Origin of the sequence: Actinoplanes oblitus, assembly GCF_030252345.1 — a bacterium.
Classification (GTDB): domain Bacteria; phylum Actinomycetota; class Actinomycetes; order Mycobacteriales; family Micromonosporaceae; genus Actinoplanes; species Actinoplanes oblitus.
Map to the genome: position 1 here is coordinate 9,191,901 of NZ_CP126980.1, position 23,276 is coordinate 9,215,176.

22 protein-coding genes are annotated in these 23,276 nt (G+C 72.2%); 5 read left to right on the forward strand and 17 right to left on the reverse strand.

All coding sequences use genetic code 11. From position 1 onward, the window contains the following. Positions 1-99 precede the first annotated feature (99 nt). From Actob_RS40955 to Actob_RS40965, 3 genes are all read right to left on the reverse strand, one after another. Positions 100-1,116: a potassium channel family protein gene (locus tag Actob_RS40955; RefSeq protein ID WP_284917336.1), complete on the reverse strand. Its 1,017-nt coding sequence runs from the start codon at positions 1,114-1,116 to the stop codon at positions 100-102. A gap of 75 nt (positions 1,117-1,191) precedes the next feature. After that, entirely contained in the window at positions 1,192-3,777 is a 2,586-nt protein-coding gene (locus Actob_RS40960) for an ATP-binding protein (RefSeq protein ID WP_284917337.1), read from the reverse strand. Positions 3,778-4,237: 460 nt separating this feature from the next. Next, entirely contained in the window at positions 4,238-4,453 is a 216-nt protein-coding gene (locus Actob_RS40965) for an FmdB family zinc ribbon protein (protein ID WP_284917338.1), read from the reverse strand. Between the two features lie 79 nt (positions 4,454-4,532). On the opposite strand from Actob_RS40965, the gene Actob_RS40970 reads away from it, so the two are divergent. Further along, on the forward strand, positions 4,533-5,771 hold the full coding sequence (locus Actob_RS40970; protein WP_284917339.1) for a murein transglycosylase: 1,239 nt from the start codon (positions 4,533-4,535) through the stop codon (positions 5,769-5,771). Positions 5,772-5,858: 87 nt separating this feature from the next. Next, on the forward strand, positions 5,859-6,875 hold the full coding sequence (locus Actob_RS40975; protein WP_284917340.1) for a GNAT family N-acetyltransferase: 1,017 nt from the start codon (positions 5,859-5,861) through the stop codon (positions 6,873-6,875). A gap of 9 nt (positions 6,876-6,884) precedes the next feature. Here the strand turns inward: Actob_RS40975 and hemB are convergent, their stop codons facing one another. From hemB to Actob_RS41015, 8 genes are all read right to left on the reverse strand, one after another. Continuing rightward, complete coding sequence (hemB, locus tag Actob_RS40980) at positions 6,885-7,874, reverse strand: porphobilinogen synthase (protein WP_284917341.1); 990 nt, start codon at positions 7,872-7,874, stop codon at positions 6,885-6,887. A 55-nt stretch (positions 7,875-7,929) separates the two neighbouring features. Then, a complete protein-coding gene (locus tag Actob_RS40985) occupies positions 7,930-9,516 on the reverse strand; it encodes a bifunctional uroporphyrinogen-III C-methyltransferase/uroporphyrinogen-III synthase (RefSeq protein ID WP_284917342.1) in 1,587 nt (528 codons plus the stop codon). Next, positions 9,513-10,475, reverse strand: coding sequence for a hydroxymethylbilane synthase (hemC, locus tag Actob_RS40990; protein WP_284917343.1), 963 nt, complete (start codon positions 10,473-10,475; stop codon positions 9,513-9,515). The genes Actob_RS40985 and hemC overlap by 4 nt, the downstream gene beginning before the upstream one ends. 85 nt (positions 10,476-10,560) lie before the next feature. Further along, complete coding sequence (locus Actob_RS40995) at positions 10,561-11,874, reverse strand: glutamyl-tRNA reductase (RefSeq protein ID WP_284917344.1); 1,314 nt, start codon at positions 11,872-11,874, stop codon at positions 10,561-10,563. Next, positions 11,871-12,611, reverse strand: coding sequence for a redox-sensing transcriptional repressor Rex (locus Actob_RS41000; protein ID WP_284917345.1), 741 nt, complete (start codon positions 12,609-12,611; stop codon positions 11,871-11,873). Before Actob_RS41000 ends, Actob_RS40995 begins: the two co-directional genes overlap by 4 nt. 286 nt (positions 12,612-12,897) lie before the next feature. Beyond that, on the reverse strand, positions 12,898-13,539 hold the full coding sequence (locus Actob_RS41005) for an HAD family hydrolase (RefSeq protein ID WP_284917346.1): 642 nt from the start codon (positions 13,537-13,539) through the stop codon (positions 12,898-12,900). 9 nt (positions 13,540-13,548) lie between these two features. Continuing rightward, a complete protein-coding gene (locus tag Actob_RS41010; protein WP_284917347.1) occupies positions 13,549-13,797 on the reverse strand; it encodes a glutaredoxin family protein in 249 nt (82 codons plus the stop codon). Continuing rightward, a complete protein-coding gene (locus Actob_RS41015) occupies positions 13,794-15,320 on the reverse strand; it encodes a class I adenylate-forming enzyme family protein (protein WP_284917348.1) in 1,527 nt (508 codons plus the stop codon). Before Actob_RS41015 ends, Actob_RS41010 begins: the two co-directional genes overlap by 4 nt. Positions 15,321-15,671: 351 nt before the next feature. On the opposite strand from Actob_RS41015, the gene Actob_RS41020 reads away from it, so the two are divergent. Then, positions 15,672-16,616 (forward strand): ECF subfamily RNA polymerase sigma factor, BldN family, encoded by a 945-nt coding sequence (locus tag Actob_RS41020; protein WP_284917349.1) that lies wholly within the window; start codon positions 15,672-15,674, stop codon positions 16,614-16,616. A gap of 175 nt (positions 16,617-16,791) precedes the next feature. Further along, a complete protein-coding gene (locus Actob_RS41025) occupies positions 16,792-17,946 on the forward strand; it encodes a DUF5667 domain-containing protein (RefSeq protein WP_284917350.1) in 1,155 nt (384 codons plus the stop codon). An 87-nt stretch (positions 17,947-18,033) separates the two neighbouring features. Here the strand turns inward: Actob_RS41025 and Actob_RS41030 are convergent, their stop codons facing one another. The 5 genes from Actob_RS41030 to Actob_RS41050 all read right to left on the reverse strand — a co-directional run bounded on the left by Actob_RS41030 (position 18,034) and on the right by Actob_RS41050 (position 21,755). Then, positions 18,034-19,041 (reverse strand): lysophospholipid acyltransferase family protein, encoded by a 1,008-nt coding sequence (locus Actob_RS41030; RefSeq protein WP_284917351.1) that lies wholly within the window; start codon positions 19,039-19,041, stop codon positions 18,034-18,036. Continuing rightward, positions 19,038-20,117, reverse strand: a complete 1,080-nt coding sequence (locus Actob_RS41035) for an NAD-dependent epimerase/dehydratase family protein (protein WP_284917352.1) — start codon at positions 20,115-20,117, stop codon at positions 19,038-19,040. The genes Actob_RS41030 and Actob_RS41035 overlap by 4 nt, the downstream gene beginning before the upstream one ends. 73 nt (positions 20,118-20,190) lie before the next feature. Next, positions 20,191-20,292 (reverse strand): 30S ribosomal protein bS22, encoded by a 102-nt coding sequence (locus Actob_RS41040; RefSeq protein ID WP_007465623.1) that lies wholly within the window; start codon positions 20,290-20,292, stop codon positions 20,191-20,193. 169 nt (positions 20,293-20,461) lie between these two features. Then, positions 20,462-20,674, reverse strand: coding sequence for a helix-turn-helix domain-containing protein (locus tag Actob_RS41045; RefSeq protein ID WP_014694808.1), 213 nt, complete (start codon positions 20,672-20,674; stop codon positions 20,462-20,464). Positions 20,675-20,834: 160 nt separating this feature from the next. After that, entirely contained in the window at positions 20,835-21,755 is a 921-nt protein-coding gene (locus Actob_RS41050; RefSeq protein WP_284917353.1) for a proline dehydrogenase family protein, read from the reverse strand. Positions 21,756-21,844: 89 nt separating this feature from the next. On the opposite strand from Actob_RS41050, the gene Actob_RS41055 reads away from it, so the two are divergent. Next, complete coding sequence (locus Actob_RS41055; RefSeq protein ID WP_284917354.1) at positions 21,845-22,402, forward strand: CGNR zinc finger domain-containing protein; 558 nt, start codon at positions 21,845-21,847, stop codon at positions 22,400-22,402. A 39-nt stretch (positions 22,403-22,441) separates the two neighbouring features. Here Actob_RS41055 and Actob_RS41060 read toward each other — a convergent pair whose 3' ends face one another. Continuing rightward, positions 22,442-23,254, reverse strand: coding sequence for a sugar phosphate isomerase/epimerase family protein (locus Actob_RS41060; protein WP_284917355.1), 813 nt, complete (start codon positions 23,252-23,254; stop codon positions 22,442-22,444). Between the last annotated feature and the right edge of the window lie 22 nt (positions 23,255-23,276).

Below are 23,276 nucleotides of genomic sequence, written 5' to 3' on the forward strand. Positions count from 1 at the left end.
GGCCCGGAAGGGTCCCTGGCGGGAGCGACGATCAGTGATCAGCGCGGATCCGAGTCAGCGAGATCTTGAATTTGATCTTGCTGACTCGGATCCGGCGACTCAGACCGACACCCCTGTCGACGTGCTGTCCTCGTCGCGGATGTAGACCAGCAGGTCGCCGGTTTCGATGGTGACGGCCTGCTCGCCGCCGAGCGGGAGCACCTTGCCGCGCCGGATCAAGGCCACCACCAGCGTCGGCAGCTCGCGCGGGTTGCGGCCGACCTCGGCGCGTTCCGCCGAGCGCATCGCCAGCGCCATCCCCTGGCCCGGGGTGAGCAGGTCCTCCACGACGTCGATCAGCGGCGGCGCGGTGGTGGTCAGGCCGAGCAGCCGGCCCGCCGTGGACGACGAGACGATCACGTGGTGCGCGCCGGACTGTTTGAGCAGCGCCGCGTTCTCCTGCTCGCGGACCGCCGCGATGATCCGCACCTGGCCGGCGGTCAGCTGTCGCACGGTCAGAGTGATCAGCACCGACGCCTCGTCCTGGTCGGTCGCGATGATCACCGACTTGCAGTTCTTCACGTCGGCGTCGAGCAGCACCGCGGAACGGGTGGCGTTGCCCTCGATCACCGCGAAGCCGTTCGCCGCGGCCTGCCGGACGGCCGACTCCCGGTTCTCCACGATCACGATGCGGGACTTGTCGTAACCGGTCTCCAGCAGCGCGTCGACAGCGGCCCGGCCCTTGGTGCCGTAACCGCAGATGATCACGTGGTCCTTCAACTTGCGCCTCCACCGGGCGATCCGCAGGCCCCTGCGGTACTGGTCGGTCAGCACTTCCAGCGTGGTACCGACCAGGATGATCAGGAAGAGCACCCGAGCGGGGGTGATGAACAGGACGTTGATCAGCCGGGCGCTCTGGGTGGCCGGGGTGATGTCGCCGTACCCGGTGGTGGAGAGCGAGACGACCGCGTAGTAGAAGCAGTCGAGCAGGCTGAGCCCGTCCCCGTTGACGTCGCGGTACCCGTCGCGGTCCGCGTAGACGATCGCCACCGCGGTGACCACGAGGGTGAACGCCATCACCAGCCGGACGGCGAGGGCTCTCAGCGGTCCCTGTCGGACCAGTGGGAGGTGAATCATGGGGCCGCCTGCACGGACAACACCCTAACGGCATCGGGCGCAATGATCCGCATCACCCGCCCGGCGCGGCACCGGTCAGCGAACTATCTGCGCGAACCGGGCGGCGTCGCCCTCCAGATCCGGGTGCTCGACGGCCAGCGCCATCGCCACGATGCGGTCGAAGCCCAGCCCGGCCCCGTCGGCGTAGGCGGCGTCGAACGCGGCGTCACCCAGCGCGGTACGCACCTCGGCCTGCCGCGCCGACCAGAACGCGCCGAACGACTCGGTCCGCCGGGCGCCGCGCGCCGCCTCGGCCCCGCCGAACAGCACGGCCGCCGTGGCCGGGTCCCCGCCCAGCGCGCACCGGACCGCGATGGCCGCCACCGCGTCCGCGGCAGCGCCCCGGAACCCGTGCCGCAGCCGGGACCGCAACGCCACCACCAGGTGGTCGTGCGCGGCCACCAGGTCACCGCGGCACAGCGCGACCATGCCGAGCATCCAGTCCACCGCCCGCCGGCCGCGGTCCGCCGGGCGCGCCGCCTCCATCTGCCGGGCCGAGCCGAGCAGCTCGGACGCCTCGGTCAGCGCACCCCGGCGCCAGCACAGCTCGGCCAGCGCCAGCACGGCCGGCAGCGACTCGGCCGCCACCCCGGCCCGCTCGGCCTGGGCGATCACCGATCGGCACGACTGTTCGGCGTCCTCGGTGCCGCGCTCGTCCAGCCGGATCCGCCGGCTACCCAGCGCCCGCACCAGCAGGGCCGGGTCACCGGCCGCCCGCGCGGCCCGCTCGGCCCGGCGCAGGAAGTCGTCCCGTTCCGTACGGTCGTCGGTGAGGTCGGCCTGGATCAGGTACGCCCGGGCCAGCTCGGCCGGTCCGGTCTCGGCGCCGACCCGTTCGCAGAGCCGGCTGAGCAGGCCACGGCCCTCGCCGGTGCCGCCATGCTCGTGCCACCACGGGTTCAGCGCGCCGGCCAGGCGCAGCCCGGCCCGGACGTCACCGTCGGCGGACGCCCAGCGCAGCGCGGCCTGCCACTCGTCGACGTACGGGCCGAGGTCGGTCAGCGAGACGGTCCGCTCCTGCCCGTCGGTGTCCACCGCGACGGTCTCCAGCACGTTCAGCGACCAGGCCAGGTGCCGGGCCCGCACGGCGGCCTCGTCACCGGCGGCGGTGAGCTGGCGCAGGGCGTACGACCGGACGTGCCCGGACATCCGGTACCGCGGCCCGGGCACCACCTCGATCAGCGACTTCTCGGCCAGCTCGGAGAGCGCGCTGAGCGCACCCTCACCGCACCAGTCGACGGTGGCCAGGTCCACCGGCCCGGCGAAGACCGCGAGCCGGCGCAGCAGCTCGGCGGCCCGGCTGCCCAGGGTCCGGTACGACCAGTCCAGGTTGTTGCGCAGGCTGTCGTGCCGCCCGTCGCCGCACGCGTCGTGGTCCAGCGCGCCGATCGGGTCGTCCAGCCGGCGGGCCAGCAGGTCGGCCGGCATCAGCCGGAGCCGGGCGGCGGCCAGCTCGATGGCCAGCGGCGAGCCCTCCAGCCGGGCGGCCAGCTCGGCGAGCTGCTCGTCGTCGTCACCGCGCCGCCCGCCCCGGGCCGCCGTGGCCCGGTCGCTGAGCAGCGCGAACGCGTCGGCCGGCGCCATCGGCGGGATCCGCCACACGGTTTCCCCGGCCAGCCCCAGCGGGGCCCGGCCGGTGGTCAGCACGTCCAGCCGGCGGCAGCGGGCCAGCAGCCGGTGCGCCAGCGCCGCGGTCAAGCCGGGCGCCGCGTCGCAGGTCTGCAGGATGACCAGCATCCGGCGCTCGGCGCACTGCTCGACCAGGGTCTCGATCATCGGCCGGCCCGGCTCCGGCCGCAGGCCGAGGGCCGTGGCGAGGGCGGTGGGCAAGCCACCGGACGCGGTGGCCGCGTCGATCGTCCACACGCCACCGGGGTACGCGGCGAGCACCTGCTCGGCCACCGCCAGGCTGAGCCGCGTCTTGCCGGCACCGCCCGGACCGACCACGCTGACCAGCCGGTGCCCGCTGAGCAGCTCGGCCAGCTCGGCCAGCTCGGCCTGCCGCCCGACGAACGTGGTGTGCTCGGCCGGCAGGTTGTGCCGGGGCGCCTCGGCGGTGCGCGGCCGCGGGAACTCGCGTTCCAGGCCGGGCGCGACCACCTGGTAGAGCTGCTCGTCGTCGTCGAAGCCGCGCAGCCGGAACGCGCCGAGCGCCTGCAGGTCCACGGTGGCCAGGGTGGCCGCCGCGGCGGCGGCGGTCCGGCTGTGCCCGGCGGTGGCGTAGGTGGCGGTCACCGCCAGCGCGGTGGCCGCCGAGCAGAGCACCTGGCCGCCGTGCGCGGCGGCGGACACCCGGGCGGCCCGGTGCACCTCGGCGCTGGCGTACTCGGTGCCGACCGGGGTGGCGCGCCCGGTGTGCAATCCCATCCGGACCTTCGGGACGGCGTCGGCGCGCGGCCAGGGATAGCCGGCCAGCCGGCGCTGTGCCTCCACACAGGCCGCCACCGCGGCGTCGGCGTTGTCGAAGGCCACGAAGAAGGAATCACCCTCGGTGAGAAGTTCGACGCCACCGAAGTCGCTCAGCGCGCCACGTAACAGAGAGCGATGCGCGTTCAGCACAGCGCGATAGCCGTCACCGAGCATCCGGGCCAACCGTGTCGAGCCCTCTATGTCAGTGAACATAAAGGTCACGAGGCCACTGGGTAGCTCGATCCGTCCCGACACGGTGGAACCTCCGCCCCCTTTGGAAGTCGCGACTCATGCTGCCGTATCTCTGAGTCACCGCCCATCGTAGAAACGGACGGTAACCGTCTGCCCGCCACGGCCGACCCCTTACGGAGGACATCCCTCATCCCGGGATCGACGTCGGCATACCGGACTACGCGTGTCGTAACGAAAGAGATCGAACGCGGAAACGACGCGGTCGGCCAAAACCGCCGGGCCGTTCGGGTGTACCCGTACGTGTCATCCCAGGACCTGGGACACCAGGCCTGAGCAGGGCGAATTTTATCGGCAACCGGTTCAGAGGCAAGCACGTACGGTGAGATTGGACGGCCAGTTGACCACCAATGTCGACGCACGACCGGAATCTTGGGTTTTGCGGTAAGGAGTGGTGTGGATCACTCGGTCGAGTGATCGTCGATCAGCAGCCGCATCCCCCGCCACAGCAACCGCCGCCACCACCGGACGGCCCGGCCGGAGCGGCGCCACCGCGACCGGTGACGGCGACAGTGGACAGCAGCTTGACCGTGTCGCCGTGACCCTGCGGGCAGGTGGCCGGCTCGGCGGCCTCCCGCATCGGGCGGCTGACCTCGAAGGTGGCGCCGCAGGCGCGGCAGCGGTAGTCATAACGTGGCATCGCACCAGCGTAGGGCCCCTCGCCGGGACCGGCGTCCGCGACCTCCCGCCGGTGGTCCCGGCCCGGTAGGGTCGAGCCCGTGGCGGAGGCACCGAAGATCCCAGCAGAGCGGCCGGAGTTGCGGGCGGCGGCGCCGAAGGGCGGGCCGCTGGGCGGTTCCGGGGCCGCATCGGCCGGTGCCGCGCCGGCGGACCCCGGCAGCGCGCCGGCGGTCAAGGATCCGGTCACCCCCGCGAAGAAGTCCGAGGAACCCGTGCCGCCCGCCGAGAAATCGGCCGAACCGGCGACGCCCGCCAAGAAGTCCGAGGAACCGGCGCCGCCCGCGAAGGACGCCAAGCCCAGCCTGCTCCGCCGCTCCGCGGGTGCCCTGGGGCGCGGCGGTCGCGGCGTCGTCACCTGGTCGAAAGGTCCCAGCGGCCGAGTCGTCCTGCCCAGCGCCGTGGTGGTCGCGCTGATCGCCGGTGCCGGCACGGCGGGCGCCTACCTGGTCCCCCGCGCCCTCGACGCGGCACCCACCCCGAGCGCCACCCCGGCCTTCGGCGGCGCCCCGCTGCCCTCGGCGGGCGACCCGAACGCGCTGCCCACCGGCGGTTTCCCGACCGATCCAGGCATCGGCACGCTGCCGGGCGCCACGTTCCCGACCGCCGCGCTCCCGGCGACCACGCTGCCCGCGACCACCGTGCCCGGCGCGCTGCCGACCACCGCCGCCACCGGCGCGGCCGGCGGCCGCCCGGCTGACACCCTGGCCGCCTGGGCCCAGACGATCGGCGGCAAGGTCGGCATCCCGGTGGTCGCGGTGCAGGCTTACGGGTACGCCGAGCTGGTCACCAGTCGCACCACCCCGAGCTGCCACCTGACCTGGACCACGCTCGCCGCGATCGGCAAGGTGGCCTCCGCGCACGGCAGCGCGAACGGCGCGGTGCTCGGCGTCGACGGGGTGGCCCGGCCGGGCATCATCGGCCTGCCGCTGAACGGGCAGGGCGGCCGGCCCCTGGTCCCGGACACCGATCAGGGCACGCTCGACCAGGACCGCAGCTTCGACCGCGAGGTCGGCCCGATGAAACTGACCCCGGGCACCTGGCAGGCGAACGCGGTGGACGCCGACCGCAACGGCGCCTCGGAGATCAACGACATCGACGACGCCGCGCTGGCCACCGCCACCGCGCTCTGCAAGGACCCGAAAGGCACGCCGCGCGACCTGTCCCGGGCCGATTCCTGGTGGGACGCGGTGCTCACGCTGAACAACGGCGCCGTCCGCCCGTCCGCGCAGAAGGTCTTCGAGGCCGCCAACGACTACGGCCGCACCAGCCGCCAGTGACGCATGCTCGCGACGCTCGGTGAGTGCGCGCGTACTTTTGCGTGGTCAGCACTTCCCTGAAGGTCGGGTAAACGGCACGATGTACGGGTGAGGGTGCGTGAATGGGATCCCCGCTCCGCGTCCCCGGCTGAGGTCCGCTCGCTGGTGGAGACGGTCAACGCGGTGCTGGCGGCCGACCTCCCCGACGATCCACCCTGGCGGGACGTGCAGGTCCGGGAGTACCTCGCGGAGACCATGCCCGGCGAGCGCCGGATCTGCTGGGTAGCCGAGGACGACCGCCTCGCGGAGGGGGAGAGCGAGATCTACGCCCTGGTCAGCATTCTGCTGCTGGGCGACATCGGCGTGCTCGAGATCCTGGTCAAGCCGCACCTGCGCCGCCGTGGCCTGGGGCGCGAGCTGCTCGCCGTGGCCGCTCGCCGGGCGTACCTCGAAGGCTTCTCCTCGATCGGCGTGGAAGCGATCGGCGGCACCCCGGCCATCGGCTTCTACGAGGCGCTCGGCTTCGAGCGGGAGTATGTGGAGACGCGCAGCGTTCTCGGTCTGGACACCGTCGACTGGGCCGCGCTCGGCACCATGGCCAGCGGCATCAGCAGCGGGTACCGGGTGGAGTACCACCCCGGCGGCCCGCCCGCCGAGCTGCTGGAGGCCTATGCCCGGGCCAAGGCGGAGGCGCAGACCGACGACGACGATCTCGACCTGACGCCGCGCTCGTCCGACCCGCAGCGGCTCCGCGAGTCACTGGAGACGCTGCACCGGCGGGGCCTGAAGCCGTACATCGTGCTGGCCATCCACGAGGCGACCGGGGCGGTGGCCGGCCTGACCGAGCTGGTGGTCCCGGCCCAGCATCCGGAACGCGCCGACCAGTACGACACGATTGTGGTCCGCGAGCACCGCGGTTACGGCATCGACCGGGCGATCAAGGCGCGCATGCTGTTCGAGCTGCGCGCCGCCGAGCCCGGCCTGAGCCAGGTGCAGACCTGGAACGCGCAGCACAACGAGTCGATGCTGAAGGTCAACGCCGAGCTGGGCTACCAGTCCGACCGCGACTGGTACGAGTACATCGCGGACGTGGGCCAGCTGGTCCAGCGTCTGGAGCCGCGCTAGCCTCCCGGATCAATACCGGGTGCGGAGCAGCTGCGCGGCTTCCAGGGCCCAGTAGGTGAGGGTGATCTGGGCGCCGGCTCGTTTGATCGAGGTCAGCGTCTCCAGGATGGTGCGCTCGCGGTCGATCCAGCCGTTCGCGGCGGCCGCCTCGACCATCGCGTACTCGCCGGAGACCTGGTACGCGGCGACCGGGACGTTCACCCGGTCGCGGACCGCGGCGATCACGTCGAGGTAGGGCAGGGCCGGCTTCACCATCACCATGTCCGCGCCCTCGGCCACGTCCAGGTCGACCTCGCGCAGCGCGTCCCGCAGGTTCGACGGGTCCTGCTGGTACTGCCGCCGGTCACCCTTCAGCGTCGACTCCACGGCCTCCCGGAACGGGCCGTAGAACGCGCCGGCGTACTTCACGGCGTACGCGAGCACCGCCACGTCCTGGTACCCGGCCCGGTCGAGCGCCTTGCGGATCACACCGACCTGGCCGTCCATCATCCCGGACGGACCGACCACGTGCGCACCGGCGGCGGCCTGGGCCACCGCCATCTCGGCGTAGATCTCGAGGGTCGCGTCGTTGTCCACCGAGCCGTCCGCGGCGAGCACCCCGCAGTGCCCGTGCGAGGTGAACTCGTCGATGCAGAGATCGCCCATGATCACCGTGGCGTCGCCGACCTCGGCCCTGAGGTCGCGCAGGCCGACGTTGAGGATGCCGTCCGGGTCCAGGCCGGCCGAGCCGGTCTCGTCCTTGCTCATGTTGTCCGGCACGCCGAACAGCATCAGCCCGCCGATGCCGGCGCTGACCGCCTCGTGGGCGACCTTGCGCAGCGACTCGCGGGAGTGCTGGACGACGCCCGGCAGGGAGCTGATCGGCCGCGGCTCGGTCAGCCCCTCCTTGACGAAGAGCGGCAGGACCAGCTCGGCCGGGGAGAGCCGGGTCTCCTCGACCAGGCGGCGGATCGCCGGGGTGCGCCGCAGGCGGCGCGGGCGGATGTCGGGGAAGGACATCGAACGCTCCTCAGGAAAAAGCGCGCCGGGGGACATCCCCCGGCGCGCGAAAAGATCAGCGGAAGCGGAGCGCCGTCGGCCCCTGCACCTTGGAACCGCGGCGCTGCTTGGCGGGCATCGCCGCCAGCTTCTCGCGCAGCTCCATGGCGTACTCGGCGAGCGCCTCGACCAGGTCGGGTACCGAGGCGTTCTGCGGCTGGGTGTCCACCCGCAGACCGAACTCGACAGCGGTCTCCGCGGTCTTCGGGCCGATCACCGCGACCACCGTACGGGCGTGCGGCTTGCCGGCGATGCCGACCAGGTTCCGGACGGTCGAGGACGAGGTGAACAGCACCGCGTCGAAGCCACCCGACTTGATCGCGTCACGGATCTCGGCCGGCGGCGGCGCGGCCCGCACCGTCCGGTACGCGGTCACGTCGTCCACCTCCCAGCCCCGCTCGATCAGGCCGGCCGCGAGGGTCTCGGTGGCGATGTCGGCGCGCGGCAGCAGCACCCGGCCGACCGGGTCGAGGATCTCGTCGTGCGGTGAGAACTCGGCCAGCAGGCCCTCGCTGGACTGCTCGCCGGCCGGGATCAGCTCCGGCTGGATGCCGAACGCGCGGACCGCCTCGGCGGTGGCCTCACCGATGCAGGCGATCTTCACGCCACCGAAGTGGCGGGCGTCCAGGCCGTGCTCGGCGAACTTCTCCCAGACCGCGCGGACCGCGTTGACCGAGGTGAAGACGACCCAGGCGTACCGGCCGTCGACCAGGCCCTTGACCGCGCGCTCCATCTGCGCCGGGGTGCGCGGCGGCTCGACCGCGATGGTCGGCACCTCGCACGGGATGGCGCCGTACGCCCGCAGCCGCGCGCTCATCGCCCCGGCCTGCTCCTTGGTGCGCGGGACCAGCACCTTCCAGCCGTACAGCGGGCGGTTCTCCCACCAGCTCAGCGGGTCGCGCTCGGCCACCTCGGCGCCGACGGTGAGCACCACCCGGCCGGTGAAGCCGAGCGCGGCGGCGACGAAGCTGTCCACCGTCGAGGTGGTGGTGTACTGCGTCTCGCCGGTGCCGTCGCCGGTCACGCCGACCGGGACACCCGGCTCGACGCCGGCCGCGAGCAGCCCGTCGCGGACCGCGGCCAGGTCACCGGCGTCCACGGCGACCGCGAACGAGCCCTTCTGGGCCGCGCCGGCCAGCGCGTCGAAGTCCAGCGTGGTGACGTCGTCGACGTCGGCGGCGATGCGCACGCCGGGCAGCGGCACACCGGCGTACGCGGCGACGCCCTCGGCCTGCCCGATGCCCGGGATCACCTCGAAGTGCACGGCGGTACGCGCGACCGCCTGCACCTCCTTGACCACCGACTCGTGGCCGAACGGGTCACCGGCCACCAGGTGGACGGCGGCCAGGCCGGACTTGGCGGCGGAGAGCAGCACCTTGGCCACGTCGCCGGGGGCGCCCTCGGCGGGGCTGAACTGGGCGTCCTCCTTGGCGTCCGCACGGACCGCGGCCAGCAGGGACTCGGGCACGCCGCGGTCGTAGACCACCTGGTCGGCATCGGTCAGCGCGGCATAGGCGCGGCGGGTCAACAGCTCCGGGTCGCCGGGTCCGGCGCCGATGAACGCGATGCGTCCGGCTGGCTTGCGGGCGGTGCGGGTGGTCATTCTGTGCTCCCCATCAGGGTATCGGCGCCGGCGTCGAGGAGATCGGCGGCAAGTGCCTTGCCGATCTCCGCCGCCCCGGCGGGCGTTCCGGTGCGCGACAGCCGGATGGCTCGAACCCCATCCGGGCTGATCACCGCACCGCGCAGGTGAATCATCTCCTCGCCGCGCCCGTCCCCGAGGACAGAGCCGGCATGCCCACCCCGGACGAGGCGGGCGTAAGCGGCGACCGGGGCGGCACACCCGGCCTCCAGCGTGGCCAGCAACGCCCGTTCCGCCAGCACGGCGGCCCGGGTCGGTGCGTGGTCGAGCGTGGCCAGCAGCTCGACCAGGTCGGTGTCGCCGGACCGGCACTCGACAGCCAGCGCACCCTGGGCCGGGGCGGGCAGCATGAGCGTCGGGTCCAGCGTCTCGGTGATCTCGTCGGCACGGCCGATGCGGGACACCCCGGCCCGGGCCAGGATGACCGCGTCGAGGTCGGCCTCCGGACCGAGCACCCGCGCCATGCGGGTGTCGATGTTGCCTCGGATCGGCGTGACCTGCAACTCCAGGCCGAGAGCCCGGAGCTGGGCGATCCGCCGGACGGCGCCGGTGCCGACCACCGAGCCGGGCGGCAGGTCGGCCAGGGCGCGCCCGTCCCGGGCGATCAGGACGTCCCGCGGGTCCTCCCGCCGGGGCACCGCCGCGATGTGCAGCCGGGGGTGCTCGCCGGTGGGCAGGTCCTTGTACGAGTGGACAGCGAAGTCGATCTCGTCGGCCAGCAGCGCGTCCCGCAGCGCGGAGACGAACACCCCGACGCCGAGCTGGGCCACCGGCGCGGACGAGGTGTCACCGGGCGTGACGATGCGGACCAGCTCGACGGCACGGCCGGTGGCCGCGGTCAGCTCGTCGGCGACCATCCGCGACTGGGTGAGCGCGAGTTTGCTGCCCCGGGTACCGAGGCGCAGCGGCTTGACGGTCATGCTGTGCCCACCTTTCGCATGCCCTTCTGGCCCTCACCGGCAAGATCGTCGTCAGGTCCGGCTTGGCGCAGTTCGGTGCAGGCGGTCATGCCTTACCTCCGATCTCCGGTACCGCGTCAGCGTGCGTGGCCAAGGGGACGTCCAGGTCGAACAGCTCGCGGAGCAGAGCGGCGTACTGATCCCCGCCCGGCTCGGCGGCCAGCTGCCGCACCCGCACGGTCGGCGAGTGCAGGATCTGCTGGACGACCCGGTGCAGGGTACGGGAAACGTCGGCCCGTTGCTCCTCGGTGAATTCCGGCCGCCGGCCCAGAAGCTTGCGCATCTCGGCGGAGACCACCTCCTCCGCGCGGGTACGCAGCGCGGCCACCGTCGGCGCGATCTCCGCGCCGCGCATCCAGCCGAGGAAGTTGTCCACCTCACTGGTGACGATCTGCTCGACCGCGGCCGTCTCGGCGGCGGCCGGGGCGGCCCGGCGACCGGCGGCCAGCCCGTCGATGTCGATCACGATCAGCCCGGGCAGCCCGGCGGCGTCCGGGGCGACGTCCCGCGGCACCGCGAGGTCGAGCACCACCAGCGGGTTCCCCGCGCCACGGGAGTCGAGCACGGTGCTCAGCAACTCCCGGGTCAGCACCGGCGTGGTGGACGCGGTCGCGCTGACCACGATGTCCACCTCGGTGAGAACCGTGGCCAGCGAGTCGATCGGCACGGCGACCGCGCCGTACGCCTCGGCCAGCCGGTCCGCCCGGTCGGCGCTGCGGTTGGTGATCCGCAGCGGGCCGACCCCGGTCCGGGTGAGCGTGGCGACCGACAGCGAGCCCATCGCGCCGGCGCCGATGACCAGCGCGGGACGGCCGGTCAGGTCGCCACCGAGGTGGTCGGCGGCCATCTCCAGGGCGGCCGTGACGACACTCTGCCCGGCCCGGTCGATGCCGGTCTCGGCGTGCGCCCGCTTGCCGACCCGCAGCGCCTGCTGCATCAGCTCGTGCAGCAGCCGGCCGGCCGAGTCGGACTCGGTGGCCGAGTGGTACGCGTCCCGCAGCTGGCCGAGGATCTGCGCCTCGCCGACCACCATCGAGTCGAGCCCGGAGGAGACCCGGAACGAGTGCTGGACCGCCGCCTCGCCGTAGTGCACGTAGAGGTGACCGGCCAGCTCGTTGGCCGGGATGCCGGAATGCTGGGACAACACGTTGCAGATGTCGCCGAGGCCGCCGTGGAACCCGTTGACCGCGGCGTACACCTCGACGCGGTTGCAGGTGGAGACCACCACTGCCTCGCTCACGTACGGCTGCGTGACGAGTTTCTGCAGGATCTCCGGGACCTGGGCCTCGGGGATGACGAGGCGCTCCAGTACGGAGACGTCGGCGGTGCGGTAGGACGCACCGATGCTGAGGAGATTCACGACCCGACTGCCTCCTGGTCACCCGTGGCGTCGCCGCCCCCGCCGGGGAGGGCGGTCAGGGACGCCTTGCGGTGTTCGTGGAACGAGAGGATCTGCAACTCGATGGCGAGATCCACCTTGCGCACATCGACGTTCGGCGGGACGGCCAACACGCAGGGCGCGAAGTTCAGGATGCTGGTCACACCGGCGGCGACCAGCACGTCGGCCACCGCCTGCGCGGAGCCCGGCGGGGTGGCGATCACGCCGATCGCGATGGACTCCTCGGCGGCGACCCGCTCCAGCTCGCCGATGTGCCGCACGGTCAGCCCGTTGATCACCTCGCCGACCTTCTTGCGGTCGGCGTCGAAGAGCGCGACGACCCGGAAGCCCCGGCTGGCGAAACCGGCGTACCCGGCCAGGGCGTGGCCCAGGTTGCCCACGCCGACCAGGCAGACCGCGCGGTTCTCGTCCAGCCCGAGGATGTACTCGATCTGGTCGACGAGCAGGGCGACGTCGTACCCGACGCCGCGGGTTCCGTACGACCCGAGATGTGAGAGATCTTTCCGGAGTTTCGCGGAGTTGACCCCGGCTGCGGCGGCCAGACCCTCGCTGGATACCGTTTCCGCGCCGGCCTCGGCCAGATGGTGAAGGGCGCGCAGGTATTCGGGCAGCCGCGCGATCGTCGCCTCCGGGAGGTCCGGGAAGGCCGGGACGCCACCGGCATCGCCGGGCGTGCTTCCGTGACGCTGCTGACTCATCTGACTCCGTGCCGACGAGGCGAACCTGCGGTGAGCCCGTTCTGTGCGATACCGGTGAGACCCTCGTGGGGCGACTGTGGTAGCGGGGCTCGTCGAAGCCACAGAGTAGGCGCTTGTGAAGGCGTGCACAAATCGCGATCTTGCCGGGACAATTGGACAAGATCGACCCGGCTGTGCTAGCCGAGCCGACCTGTCGAGTATTACTTGCCGACCCCCGTCAGGACCACCCAGGCGGTGTTTCGGGACCCAGCCGAGTGCGAGGCGGGGGCCGGAAACACCACCCGGCTCAGAGCGACATGGCCATCTTTACCGCTTCGACGAGCGAATCGGCGACCGGACGGCCCGATTCACGCAGCCGTGCCGGGTGGGTGAACCCGCCGGTGTACAACACCGAGGCGGCGCCCACCGAGTCGGCGGCGGCCGCGTCGTCCAGCGAGTCGCCGATCAGCACCGCGTCGCCGCCGGCCACCCCGAGACCGTCCAAGTGCCGAGCCAGATGCGCGGCCTTCAGGTCCCCGCCCACCTCGGTACGCAACCCGTCGATCCGGGTGAACACCCCGGCCAGCCCGTACGTCTCCACGGCCGGCACCAGCTCGCTGTGGAACCACATGGAGAGCAGCGACTGGGTACCCGGCCAGGTCTTGATCGCGGTCATCGCGTCGTGCGCCAGGGTGATGTCGGTCAGGCCCAGCCGGTACGCGTCGTGGAAGATCCGGTCGAGCCGGCCGAACTCCTCCTCGTCCACCGCCCGGCCGAGCATCTCGGCGTAGAACTCGGCGACCGGCCGCCGGAACAGCCGCCGGTGCTCGTCAGCGCCGACGGCCCGGCCGCCGGCGGTGGCGAAGGCCTCGTTGGTCGACGACACCACCAGGTGAAGATCGTCGAGAAGGGTTCCGTTCCAGTCCCAGACCAGGTGCTTTGCTGTCACCCCGAGAATTTACAGGTGCGGCTCACCGGGCTGTCGAGCCAAATCCCGGAGCAGGCGGGCCTCCTCGACCCGCCAGTACCCGTGCTCCTTGCCGTCCAGCAGGATCACCGGCACCCGGTCGTCGTAGTCGCGCTGCAACTCGATCGACGAGTCCACGTCCACCCGGGTCCAGTCGCCGGGCGCGATCCGGTCCAGCGTCTGCTCGGCCACCTCGCACAGGTGGCAGCCGTCCCGGCTGATCAAGGTGATGCGGGTCAAGACAGTTCCCTCTTCCGGATCTTGCCGCTCACCGACCGCGGCAGCGAACCGACCAGCTCGATGGTCGGCAGCTTGAACCGGGCCAGCCGCGCGGCGCAGTGCACCTGCAACTCGGTCACCGACGGCGGCGGGTCGCCGGCCACCACCACGTAGGCGTGCGGCCGCTGCCCGGCCTCCGGGTCCGGCCGGCCGACCACCGCCGACTCGACCACCCGCGGATGCGCGTCCAGCACCCGTTCGATCTCCGCGGGGTAGACGTTGAACCCGTTCACCAGGATCAGCTCGCCGATCCGGTCGACCAGCACCAGGTCGCCGTCGCCGTCCGCGTAGGCGATGTCCCCGGTCGCCCACCACCCGTCCGCGTCCGGTCCGCCGGCGGCGTCCGGCCAGTAACCGGCGAACAGGTTGGGGCCGCGCACCACGATCTCCCCCGGATCGGTACCGGCCGACACGGCCACCGCGAGATCCAGCTCGGCCAGGTCCTCCTCCGGGGAGGCGGTCCCGTCCCGCCACAATTCAACACCGTTTCCGGTACGCAGGGAGAGTTCCACGCCGGGCAACGGCCGCCCGATCGAGCCGGTCTTCTCCGGGTGACTGACGGCGGTGGTGGTGAGCACCGGGGCACACTCGGTCAGCCCGTACCCGATCAGAATGGTCTTGCCGGTGGTGGCCCGGAACCGCGCCGCGGTCGCCCGGTCCAGCGGCGCCGCGCCGCACACCGCGGTCCGGACCCCGCGCAACGCCTCGCCGGCGCCTGCCTGCCGGGCCCACGCCTGGTACATCCCGGGGACGCCGACCACCACCGTCACCCCGCGCGCCGCGATCAGCTCCAGCGTGGCCGCCGGGTCGAACCGCTCGGCCAGCACCCCGGTCGCCGCGTGGTGCACCACGCTGCCCAGCCCGGTGTTCAGCCCGTACGCGTGGAAGAACGGCACGCAGAGCAGCACCACGTCGTCCGGCCCGACCACGGCCGGCTCGATCCGGTCCAGCTGCTCGTGGTTCGCCGCGAGCGCGGCGTGGGTCAGCATGGCAGCCTTCGGCCGCCCGCTCGTGCCGGACGTGTAGAGCAGCACGGCGAGATCGTTCGCCGCGACTCGCGGAAGGTCCACGGGCCCGGCCGGATCAAATTCCGGACGAACGCACGACGCGCCCAGTCCGAGCCGTAACTCGTCCTCGTGTCCGATGACGATCAGCGCGCACCGTGCGTCGGTGATCGCGTAGCCGGCCTCGTCCGCGGTGTAGGCCGGATTGATCGGCACCGCGACCCGGCCGGCCCGCAGGGTGCCGAACCAGGTCACCACGAAGTCCACGGTATTGCCGAGCACGGATCCGACGCGATCTCCGGGCGCCGTCCGGGCGGCCAGGAAATGCGCCGCCGCGGTGACCTTGGCATCCAGATCCGCCCAGGTCAGGACGGTGTCGCCGGCGATCAGAGCGACGGCCTCCGGTCGGCGGGCAGCGGCCTGCGCGACCGGATCAGGGGCGGGTTCCTCCACGACGCCCGAGTCTGGCACAAACGTCACCCGACCGGGATAGCGGACAGCCGGTCCGTTGCCCTGGCGGCCCGGATCGGCGAGGGTGACCTTGATACCGGATGCCGAGTTCGGACGGATTCGCGGCTTTGCGCGCAGCGCACATGGTGTGCGACTCCCCGTGTCCGAACTCGGTGATACTTCCGGTCTGTGTAACAGACTCCACACGAACGGGTGAGGTTACCGGCGATTTCCGCGGGTTGCCCCACCCCTTTTGTATGCGAGTGACCACCCTCATCCCGAGGAGGCCGCTGTGCCACACAAAGGACGGAATCGCCGTGAATCCCTGCCTGGCGGGGCGGATTCACGGACGCCGCAGGCCCGCCGGGTTGAGGAGGCGCAGTGACCGATGTGTACGCCGGGGACCCGTACCACCACGACGGCCTCTCCTCCAGACGAGCGCTCTCCGAGGGCCTGAACGCGATCCGGGAGTCAGTGGACGGAATGATCACCAACGCGATCCGCGGTGACGGGCCGAGGCGCACCGGCAACCGCCGTCCGCTGAACAACTCGCCGTCCGTGCCGGCGCCCGGCGCCAACGGCAAGTTCGGCGGGAACCGGCTCGGTGCCCGGCCGCCCGCCCAGCCGACCGCCGGGCAGCGCTCGAACCTCCCCGAGGGAGAGGCGATCGGCGGCGACCACACGGTGGTGCTGCCCACCCAGAGCAAGACCGGCCCGCCCACCGAGACCCAGCCGCCCAAGGCCCGCCCGGACCGGGGCGACCCGGCCGCCGAGGTGTGGGCGCTGGTCGAGCGGGCCCAGGCCGGCGAGTCCGAGGCGTTCGGCCTGATCTACGACAGGTACGTGGACACCGTCTTCCGGTTCGTCTACTTCCGGGTCGGCAACCGGCAGCTGGCCGAGGACCTCACGTCGGACACCTTCCTGCGTGCCCTCAAGCGGATCGGCAGCTTCACCTGGCAGGGCCGCGACCTGGGCGCCTGGCTGGTCACCATCGCCCGGAACCTGGTCGCCGACCACTTCAAGTCGGGCCGTTACCGGCTCGAGGTGACCACCGGCGACGTGCTGGACGCCGACCGCGAGGACCGGGGCCCGGAGGGCAGCCCGGAGTCCGCGGTGGTCGACCACATCACCAACGTCGCCCTGCTCACCGCGGTCAAGCAGCTCAACCCGGAGCAGCAGGAGTGCATCGTGCTGCGGTTCCTGCAGGGATTCTCGGTGGCCGAGACCGCGCAGACCATGGGCAAGAACGAGGGTGCCATCAAGGCCTTGCAGTACCGCGCCGTCCGCGCCCTCAACCGGCTGCTGCCGGAAGGATTCCAGTCTTGATCGGCCGCTCTCGGATGTCGATCTCCGATACCCGATGGTCCCCCTCCGCACCCGTAACCGGAGCCGCGTGTCGCGCGTTTGTCCGGTTGCGACCCGTGGCCGCCATCCGTGGCCCGATCGCCGACGCCGGCATACGGACCGGCGGGACACTCACGAGCGAGGGGAGGTGCCCACGGTGAAGTTCCCTTTTCTGGATCGCCGGAGCGCCGAGCGCTTCGCGGAACAGGTCGACGATCCCGGTGGCGCCGGTCGGCACCACACCCGTGGGCACGCCGATGACGAGCTGATCGAACTGGTGGCGCTCAGCCACCGTCTGGCCGCCACCCGGCCGGCCGGCCAGGTCGACGCCGAGTTCCGCGTCGGTCTGCGCGCCATGCTGGTCGCCACCGCCGAGCGGGACGGCATCGGCCGGACCGCCGTCGAGGCGGACCCCGAGCCGATCGCCGAGCTGCCGGAACGCGGAGGCCGGGCGATCTTCGGCCGGCGGATCCGCACCCGCGGCGCGATCGTGCTCGGCGTGGCCGCCGGGGCGATGGCCGTCTCCGGGATCTCCGCGGCGAGCGAGAGCGCGTCGCCGGGCGACGCCCTGTACAGCGTGAAGCGCTCCACCGAGCGGGCCCAGCTGGCCATCGCCGGCTCGGACGCCAGCCGCGGGCAGCTGTCGCTGGACTTCGCGCGCAACCGGCTGACCGAGGCCACCACGATGAGTGGCGACGCCGCGGCCTTCCGGGACGTGCTGGACGACATGGACGCGGACACCCGCAAGGGGGTCCGGCTGATCACCACGTCCGCGGTGTCCCGCACCGACGCCAAGCAGCTGACCACGCTGGACACGTTCGTCGCCGATCAGCGTTCGACCTTCGAGCCGACATTGCGGGGTCTGTCCACACCGAACCGCGAGCGCGCGCTGACGTCGCTGGGCCTGCTGTCCGAGGTGGCGCAGCGCACCGAGCAGCTGCGTACCGGGCTGGACTGCGAGAAGGTCGTGACGGCCGGCTCCGACGACCTGGGCCCGAAGCTGCGCGGCTGCGGAGACGGTGCGGGGCCCGCCGACAAGACGCCGCCGACCGGCACGCACTCCGGCGGTGACAAGTCGTCGAAGCAGAGCGGCCAGAACGGCACCCAGGGCAAGCCGGCCCGGACCGGCTCGGCCGCTCAGCCGGGCAGCTCCGCGGACGCCACGACGCCGGACGCCAAGGCCTCCACGACCCCCACCGCGGCGGTGAAGTCGGCGGGAACCAGCCCGTCACCGGCGCGGACGCCTGCCGGTGACGGCGAGGAGTCGCAGGACGACGGGGTCCTCGGCGGGGTACTGGGCGATCTGTTCTAGTTCGCGGTGAGACGTGGCGAGGGGCGGTGCCGGAAGAATCCGGGGCCGCCCCTCAACAGTCACTATAGGACGATTCGCTGACGCCTGTCACCGAGCGAACGGATCCGGCCGTTTCTGCAGCAGCTCGTGCAGAGTCGCCTGAATCGTCTCCCGGACCTGATCGGCCAGGTTGTAGACGACCAGCGGGTCGTCCGCGTACTCGGTGAGGTGCGCGGTCGGGATCGGCGGGCAGAACTCGATCAGCCACTTGCTCGGCAGCGGGACCAGGCCCAGCGGGCCCAGCCACGGGAACGTCGGGGTGACCGGGAAGTAGGGCACGCCGAGCAGCCGGGCCAGCGGTTTCAGGTCGGCCAGGATCGGATAGATCTCCTCGGCGCCGACGATGGCGACCGGGACGATCGGGGTGCCGGTGCGCAGGGCCGCCGAGACGAACCCGCCGCGCCCGAACCGCTGCAGTTTGTACCGCTCGGAGAAGCGTTTGCCGATGCCCTTGAAGCCCTCCGGGAAGACGCCGACCAGCTGATCGTTGTGCATCAGGCGCTCGGCGTCCGGGTTGCAGGCGACGGTGGCGCCGGCCGCCCGGGCCAGCTCGCTCAGGCCCGGCATCCGGAAGACCAGGTCGGCGCCGAGCAGCCGCAGGGCCCGCCGGCGCGGATGGTTCTCGCGCAGTGCCACGGTGAGCATCAGCGCGTCCAGGGCCAGCGTGCCGGAGTGGTTGCCGACCACCAGGCCGGGACCGTCGGCCGGCACGTTCTCGACACCGAACACCTCGGTGCGGAACCAGTCGCGGTAGAGCACCCGCAGCATCGGGTGGAACACCGCGTCGGTCAGCTCGGGGTCGAAGCCGAACTCGTCCACCTCGTACGCCCCGGCCAGGCGCCGGCGCAAGAAGGCCAGGCCGCCGGCGATCCGCTGGTCCCAGACGTCGATGGTGTCCGGGCCGGCCGAGGCCGCCGACGACTCCAATTTGGCCACCTGCTCATCCGGTTTCTCCGGGATCGGGCGGCGGCCGTTCAGCTTTCTCGGCGGGGCCGGCTCGGGCAGCCGGAAGTCGGCGTGCCCGGGAAGCATGTCGCGGAATTCGTCCTGACTCACGAGCGGTCACTCCCGGCGGGGGTGGCGTCGGCAGTCGCCCGCACCCGCCGGATGCCGTCCAGGATCGCCTGCTCGGCGGCGGCGAGCCGGTCGGCGGTGAGCGAGGAGCCGGCCGCGTGCGCCTGGATGAACTCCTCGAACGCGACGGCGGTGGTGCGCGGGGTGAAGCCGAACTCACGGATCAGCCGGCTGGTGTCGACCACCCGGCCGTGCACGAAGAGGTCGATCTGGTCCAGGCCGATCTGCTCGACGCCCAGCTGACGGGCGAGGGCGGCGGCGGTGGACAGCCCGCTCTCGGGCAGCGGCAGGGCGATCCGGCCGGCCCGGCGAACCGCCTGGGACAGCATCAGGACGCCGGCGCCGGCGACGTTGTAGGTGCCCGGGTGGTCCTCGGTGACCGACCGGTGCAGCACCTCGAGCGCGTCGTCCACGTGGACGAACTGCAGGCGGGCGTCGCGGCCGAGCACGGTGGGCACCAGCGGCTGGGCGAAGTAGCGGGTCAGCGACGTCTCGGCGGAGGAGCTGATCATCGGGGCGAACCGGAGCACGGTGGCCGCGACCTCGGGACGGCGGCGGCGGAACCCGCGCACGTAACCCTCGATGTCGAGGATGTCCCGGGCGAACGGGCCGCGCGGGACCGCCCGCGGCTCGGTGTCCTCGGTGAAGACGGCGGGGTCGCGGAACGAGGCGCCGTAGGCGGCAGTCGACGACCGCACCACCAGTTTGCGCAGTCGCGGCGCGGCCTGGGCGGCGGCGAGCACCTGCATGGTGCCGATGACGTTCTGTTCTTTCATCCCGGCGCGGCCGCCGTGGGCCTGGTCGGGGACGCTGGCCACGGCCAGGTGCACGACCGCCTCGGCGCCGAGCTCGGCGATGGCCTCGGTGGCCGCGCGCGCGTCGGCCCGGATTCGCTCCACCCCATCCAGCAAGCCGAGCAGGCGTGCTGGCGGGTCATGCGGATCCAGGCCGACGACACGGTCGATCCGGGGATCTGCGGCAAGGCGGGCGGCCACCCGAGCGCCGAGGTATCGGCTGACTCCGGTGACCACGACAACGCTGGGCGGTGAGGTCACCACGAGCGCACCTTTCGATGCGGAGCCTGCGGACGGCAAGCGACGGCGTCAGCCGGGTAGTGCACCCGGCCGGCCGTCACTTGCCCAAACGGCGACGCTGGACGCGGGTCTTGCGCAGCAGCTTGCGGTGCTTCTTCTTCGCCATACGCTTGCGGCGCTTCTTGACCACGGAGCCCATACGAAAGCCTCTCGAACCATGTTTGAGTGGAACCGGCACGCGGCCGGAACCGATCTGGACGGCGCCCGGAACGGCGCCGCTAGGTAGCGGCACGCGTCGGACCGGGAACCAACCGGTCCAGCGTACCGGCCCGCTCCGTGTGGGCCAACACGACCCCGGCAGCCCGCTCTCAGGCGGTCTGCGAGAACGCGCCGCGCAGATACTCGTGTACCGCGTGCTCCGGCACCCGGAACGAGCGGCCGACCCGGACGGCGGTGAGGTCACCACCGTGCACGAGCCGGTAGACGGTCATCTTGGAGACCCGCATCAGCGTGGCCACCTCGGCTACGGTCAGGAAGCGCACTTCCGAGAGGCGTTCCTCGGTCTGGGCTGGACCCGTCATCTCGTCGCACCGATCCTTTCGCAGGCACGCTCTGCCTGGCGAACGTGCGTGTCATCAGAACCGTATCGATGCGGCTGTGACCAGGGCGTCGCGTTCCGTAATTTGCCCATAAAAAGTCAAGTGCGACACGCCTGATCTGTGACCGATTAGCCCGAAAGAATCACTTCCGCGACGAAACGGCCTTCACGAAGAAGGCGACGTTGGCCGGTCGCTCGGCGAGCCGGCGCATCAGGTAGCCGTACCACTGCCGGCCGTACGGCAGGTACACCCGCACGGTGTGCCCGCCACCGGCGAGCCGGGCCTGCTCCTCCGGCCGCACGCCGTAGAGCAACTGGAACTCGTACTCCCCGGTGGAGCGGTCGAACCAGCGCGCCCGGTCCTCGGCGATCGCGATCAGCCGCGGGTCGTGGGTCGCCACCATCGGGTAACCCGCACCGGACATCAGGATGTTCAGGCACCGCACATACGACTTGTCCACGTCCAGCGGCGACTGGAAGGCCACCGACTCCGGCTCCGCGTAGGCGCCCTTGCAGAGCCGCACCCGGGACCCGGCGACCGCCAGCTCGCGGCAGTCCCCCTCGGTCCGCCGCAGGTACGCCTGCAGCACCGCACCCGTACCGGGGAAGTCCTTGCGCAGCTCGAGCAGGGTTTCCAGGGTCGCGTCGGTGGTGGTGTGGTCCTCGGCGTCCAGGGTGACGGTGGTGCCCGCCTCGGCCGCCGCGGCGCAGATCGCCCGGGCGTTCTCCCGGGCCAGCTTCTCGTCGAGGCGCTGGCCCAGGGCGGACAGCTTGACGCTGACCTCGGCGGCCGGGGTCAGCCCGGAGTCGTGCAGCCGGGTCAGCAGCGACACGTACTCGTCGCGGGCGGCCCGGGCCTGCTCGGCCGTCTCGGTGTCCTCGCCGAGGTGGTCCAGGCTGATCGCCAGCCCGTCGTCGGCCAGCTCCCGGCTCGCCCGCATCGCCTCCTCGGCGCTGCCGCCGGCGACGAAGCGCCGGACCATCCCTTTGCTGACGGGTGCGGACTCGACCAACCGCTCCAGCCGGGCGGAGCCGGCCGCGGCGAGAAACAGGGAACGGAGCATGCGTCGAGCGTAATCGCCCGCCCCGGCCGGGGCGCGGCAGTGCGGGCGAGGAATCGCACCTCGCGGCCGGTTGCGGCTACCGTGGTCGGGTGAACTTCGATGCGTACGCCCGGACGGCGGTCGACCTCGTCAACGCCGGCCTGGACGATCTCGCCGGGCTGCGGGCTCTGCTCTCCGGCGACCTGGACTACATGCGGGACCAGGTCGTGGAGAAGGACCTGGCCGCCTTCCGCCGGGCCCAGCGCCGGCTGCGCGAGGTTTTCGAGTACGGCACCGCCGGGCGCGACGCCGACGCCGTGCGGGAGCTGAACTCACTGCTCGAGGCGTACCCGGTGCAGCCACGCATCTCCGGTCACGACGCCAGCGACTGGCACATGCACGTGACCAGCCGCGGTTCCTCGGTGAGCGCGGAGTTCCTGGCCGGCGCCGTCTGGGGCCTGGCCGTCTGGCTGTGCGAGTACGGCAGTGCCCGATTCGGCATCTGCGCCGACGAGCGCTGCGGCAACGTCTACCTGGACACCTCGTCCAACAACTGCCGCCGGTTCTGCTCGGAGCGCTGCGCCACCCGCTCGCACGTCGCGGCCCACCGCGCCCGCAAGCGTGCCGCCGCGGCTCCGGAGAACTCGGAGACCCTCACGCCCGCCTGATCCGGGTCCGCCGCCCGGCGCCGCGCACGCCGTTCCGGATCACGCCTTGCTGATCGCGGAGTCGGCGGGCGCCAGGTTCCGCCGCGCGAACTCCAGCGACTCGCGCAGGTCGGCCTCGCGGACGGCCCGGCTGGCGGCCTTGCGGGTGTTGATCTCACAGGCCACGGAGCCGGTGAAACCGCGGGCGGCCAGCGACCGCAGCAGCTCGGCGCAGGGCTGGTTGCCCCGGCCGGGCACCAGGTGCTCGTCGCGGCCCTCGCCGGAGCCGTCGCCGAGGTGCACGTGGCGCAGGCCGGCACCCATCCGGTCGGCCATGTCCAGGGAGTCGATCCGGGACGCGGCGCAGTGCGACAGGTCCAGCGTGTACGCGTCGAAGCCGGTCTCGGTGGGGTCCCAGCCGGGGGTGTAGGGCACGAACCAGCGGCCGGCCATCTTGACCGGAAACATGTTCTCCACGGCGAAGGTGAGGTCCGGGTGCCGGTCGCGGACCTTGGCCAGGCCGGCCGCGAAATTCTTGGCGTAGTCACGCTGCCAGGTGAACGGCGGGTGCACCACGACGGTGGGGGCGCCCAGCGACTCGGCGAGCTGGGCCGCCCGGGTCAGCCGCTCCCACGGGTCGGAACTCCACACCCGCTGGGTGACCAGCAGGCAGGGGGCGTGCACCGAGAGGACCGGCACGTCGTAGTGGTCGGCCAGGCCTTTCAGCGCGCCGGCGTCCTGGCTGACGGCGTCGGTCCAGACCATCACCTCGAGCCCGTCGTAGCCCACCGTGGCCGCCATCTCGAACGCGGCCGCCGTCGGCTCGGGGAAGACCGAGGAGCTGGAGAGAAGCACGGGAACTCGGGAACTCACGCCCCCCAGCCTAACCACGTCC

Coding starts and splice junctions, on each gene's coding strand:
- Actob_RS40955 (WP_284917336.1), bottom strand. CDS start 1,116: ATGATTCACCTCCCACTGGTCCGACAGGGACCGCTGAGAGCCCTCGCC.
- Actob_RS40960 (WP_284917337.1), bottom strand. CDS start 3,777: ATGTTCACTGACATAGAGGGCTCGACACGGTTGGCCCGGATGCTCGGT.
- Actob_RS40965 (WP_284917338.1), bottom strand. CDS start 4,453: ATGCCACGTTATGACTACCGCTGCCGCGCCTGCGGCGCCACCTTCGAG.
- hemB (WP_284917341.1), bottom strand. CDS start 7,874: ATGTCCTTCCCCGACATCCGCCCGCGCCGCCTGCGGCGCACCCCGGCG.
- Actob_RS40985 (WP_284917342.1), bottom strand. CDS start 9,516: ATGACCACCCGCACCGCCCGCAAGCCAGCCGGACGCATCGCGTTCATC.
- hemC (WP_284917343.1), bottom strand. CDS start 10,475: ATGACCGTCAAGCCGCTGCGCCTCGGTACCCGGGGCAGCAAACTCGCG.
- Actob_RS41000 (WP_284917345.1), bottom strand. CDS start 12,611: ATGAGTCAGCAGCGTCACGGAAGCACGCCCGGCGATGCCGGTGGCGTC.
- Actob_RS41040 (WP_007465623.1), bottom strand. CDS start 20,292: ATGGGCTCCGTGGTCAAGAAGCGCCGCAAGCGTATGGCGAAGAAGAAG.
- Actob_RS41045 (WP_014694808.1), bottom strand. CDS start 20,674: ATGACGGGTCCAGCCCAGACCGAGGAACGCCTCTCGGAAGTGCGCTTC.
- Actob_RS41050 (WP_284917353.1), bottom strand. CDS start 21,755: ATGCTCCGTTCCCTGTTTCTCGCCGCGGCCGGCTCCGCCCGGCTGGAG.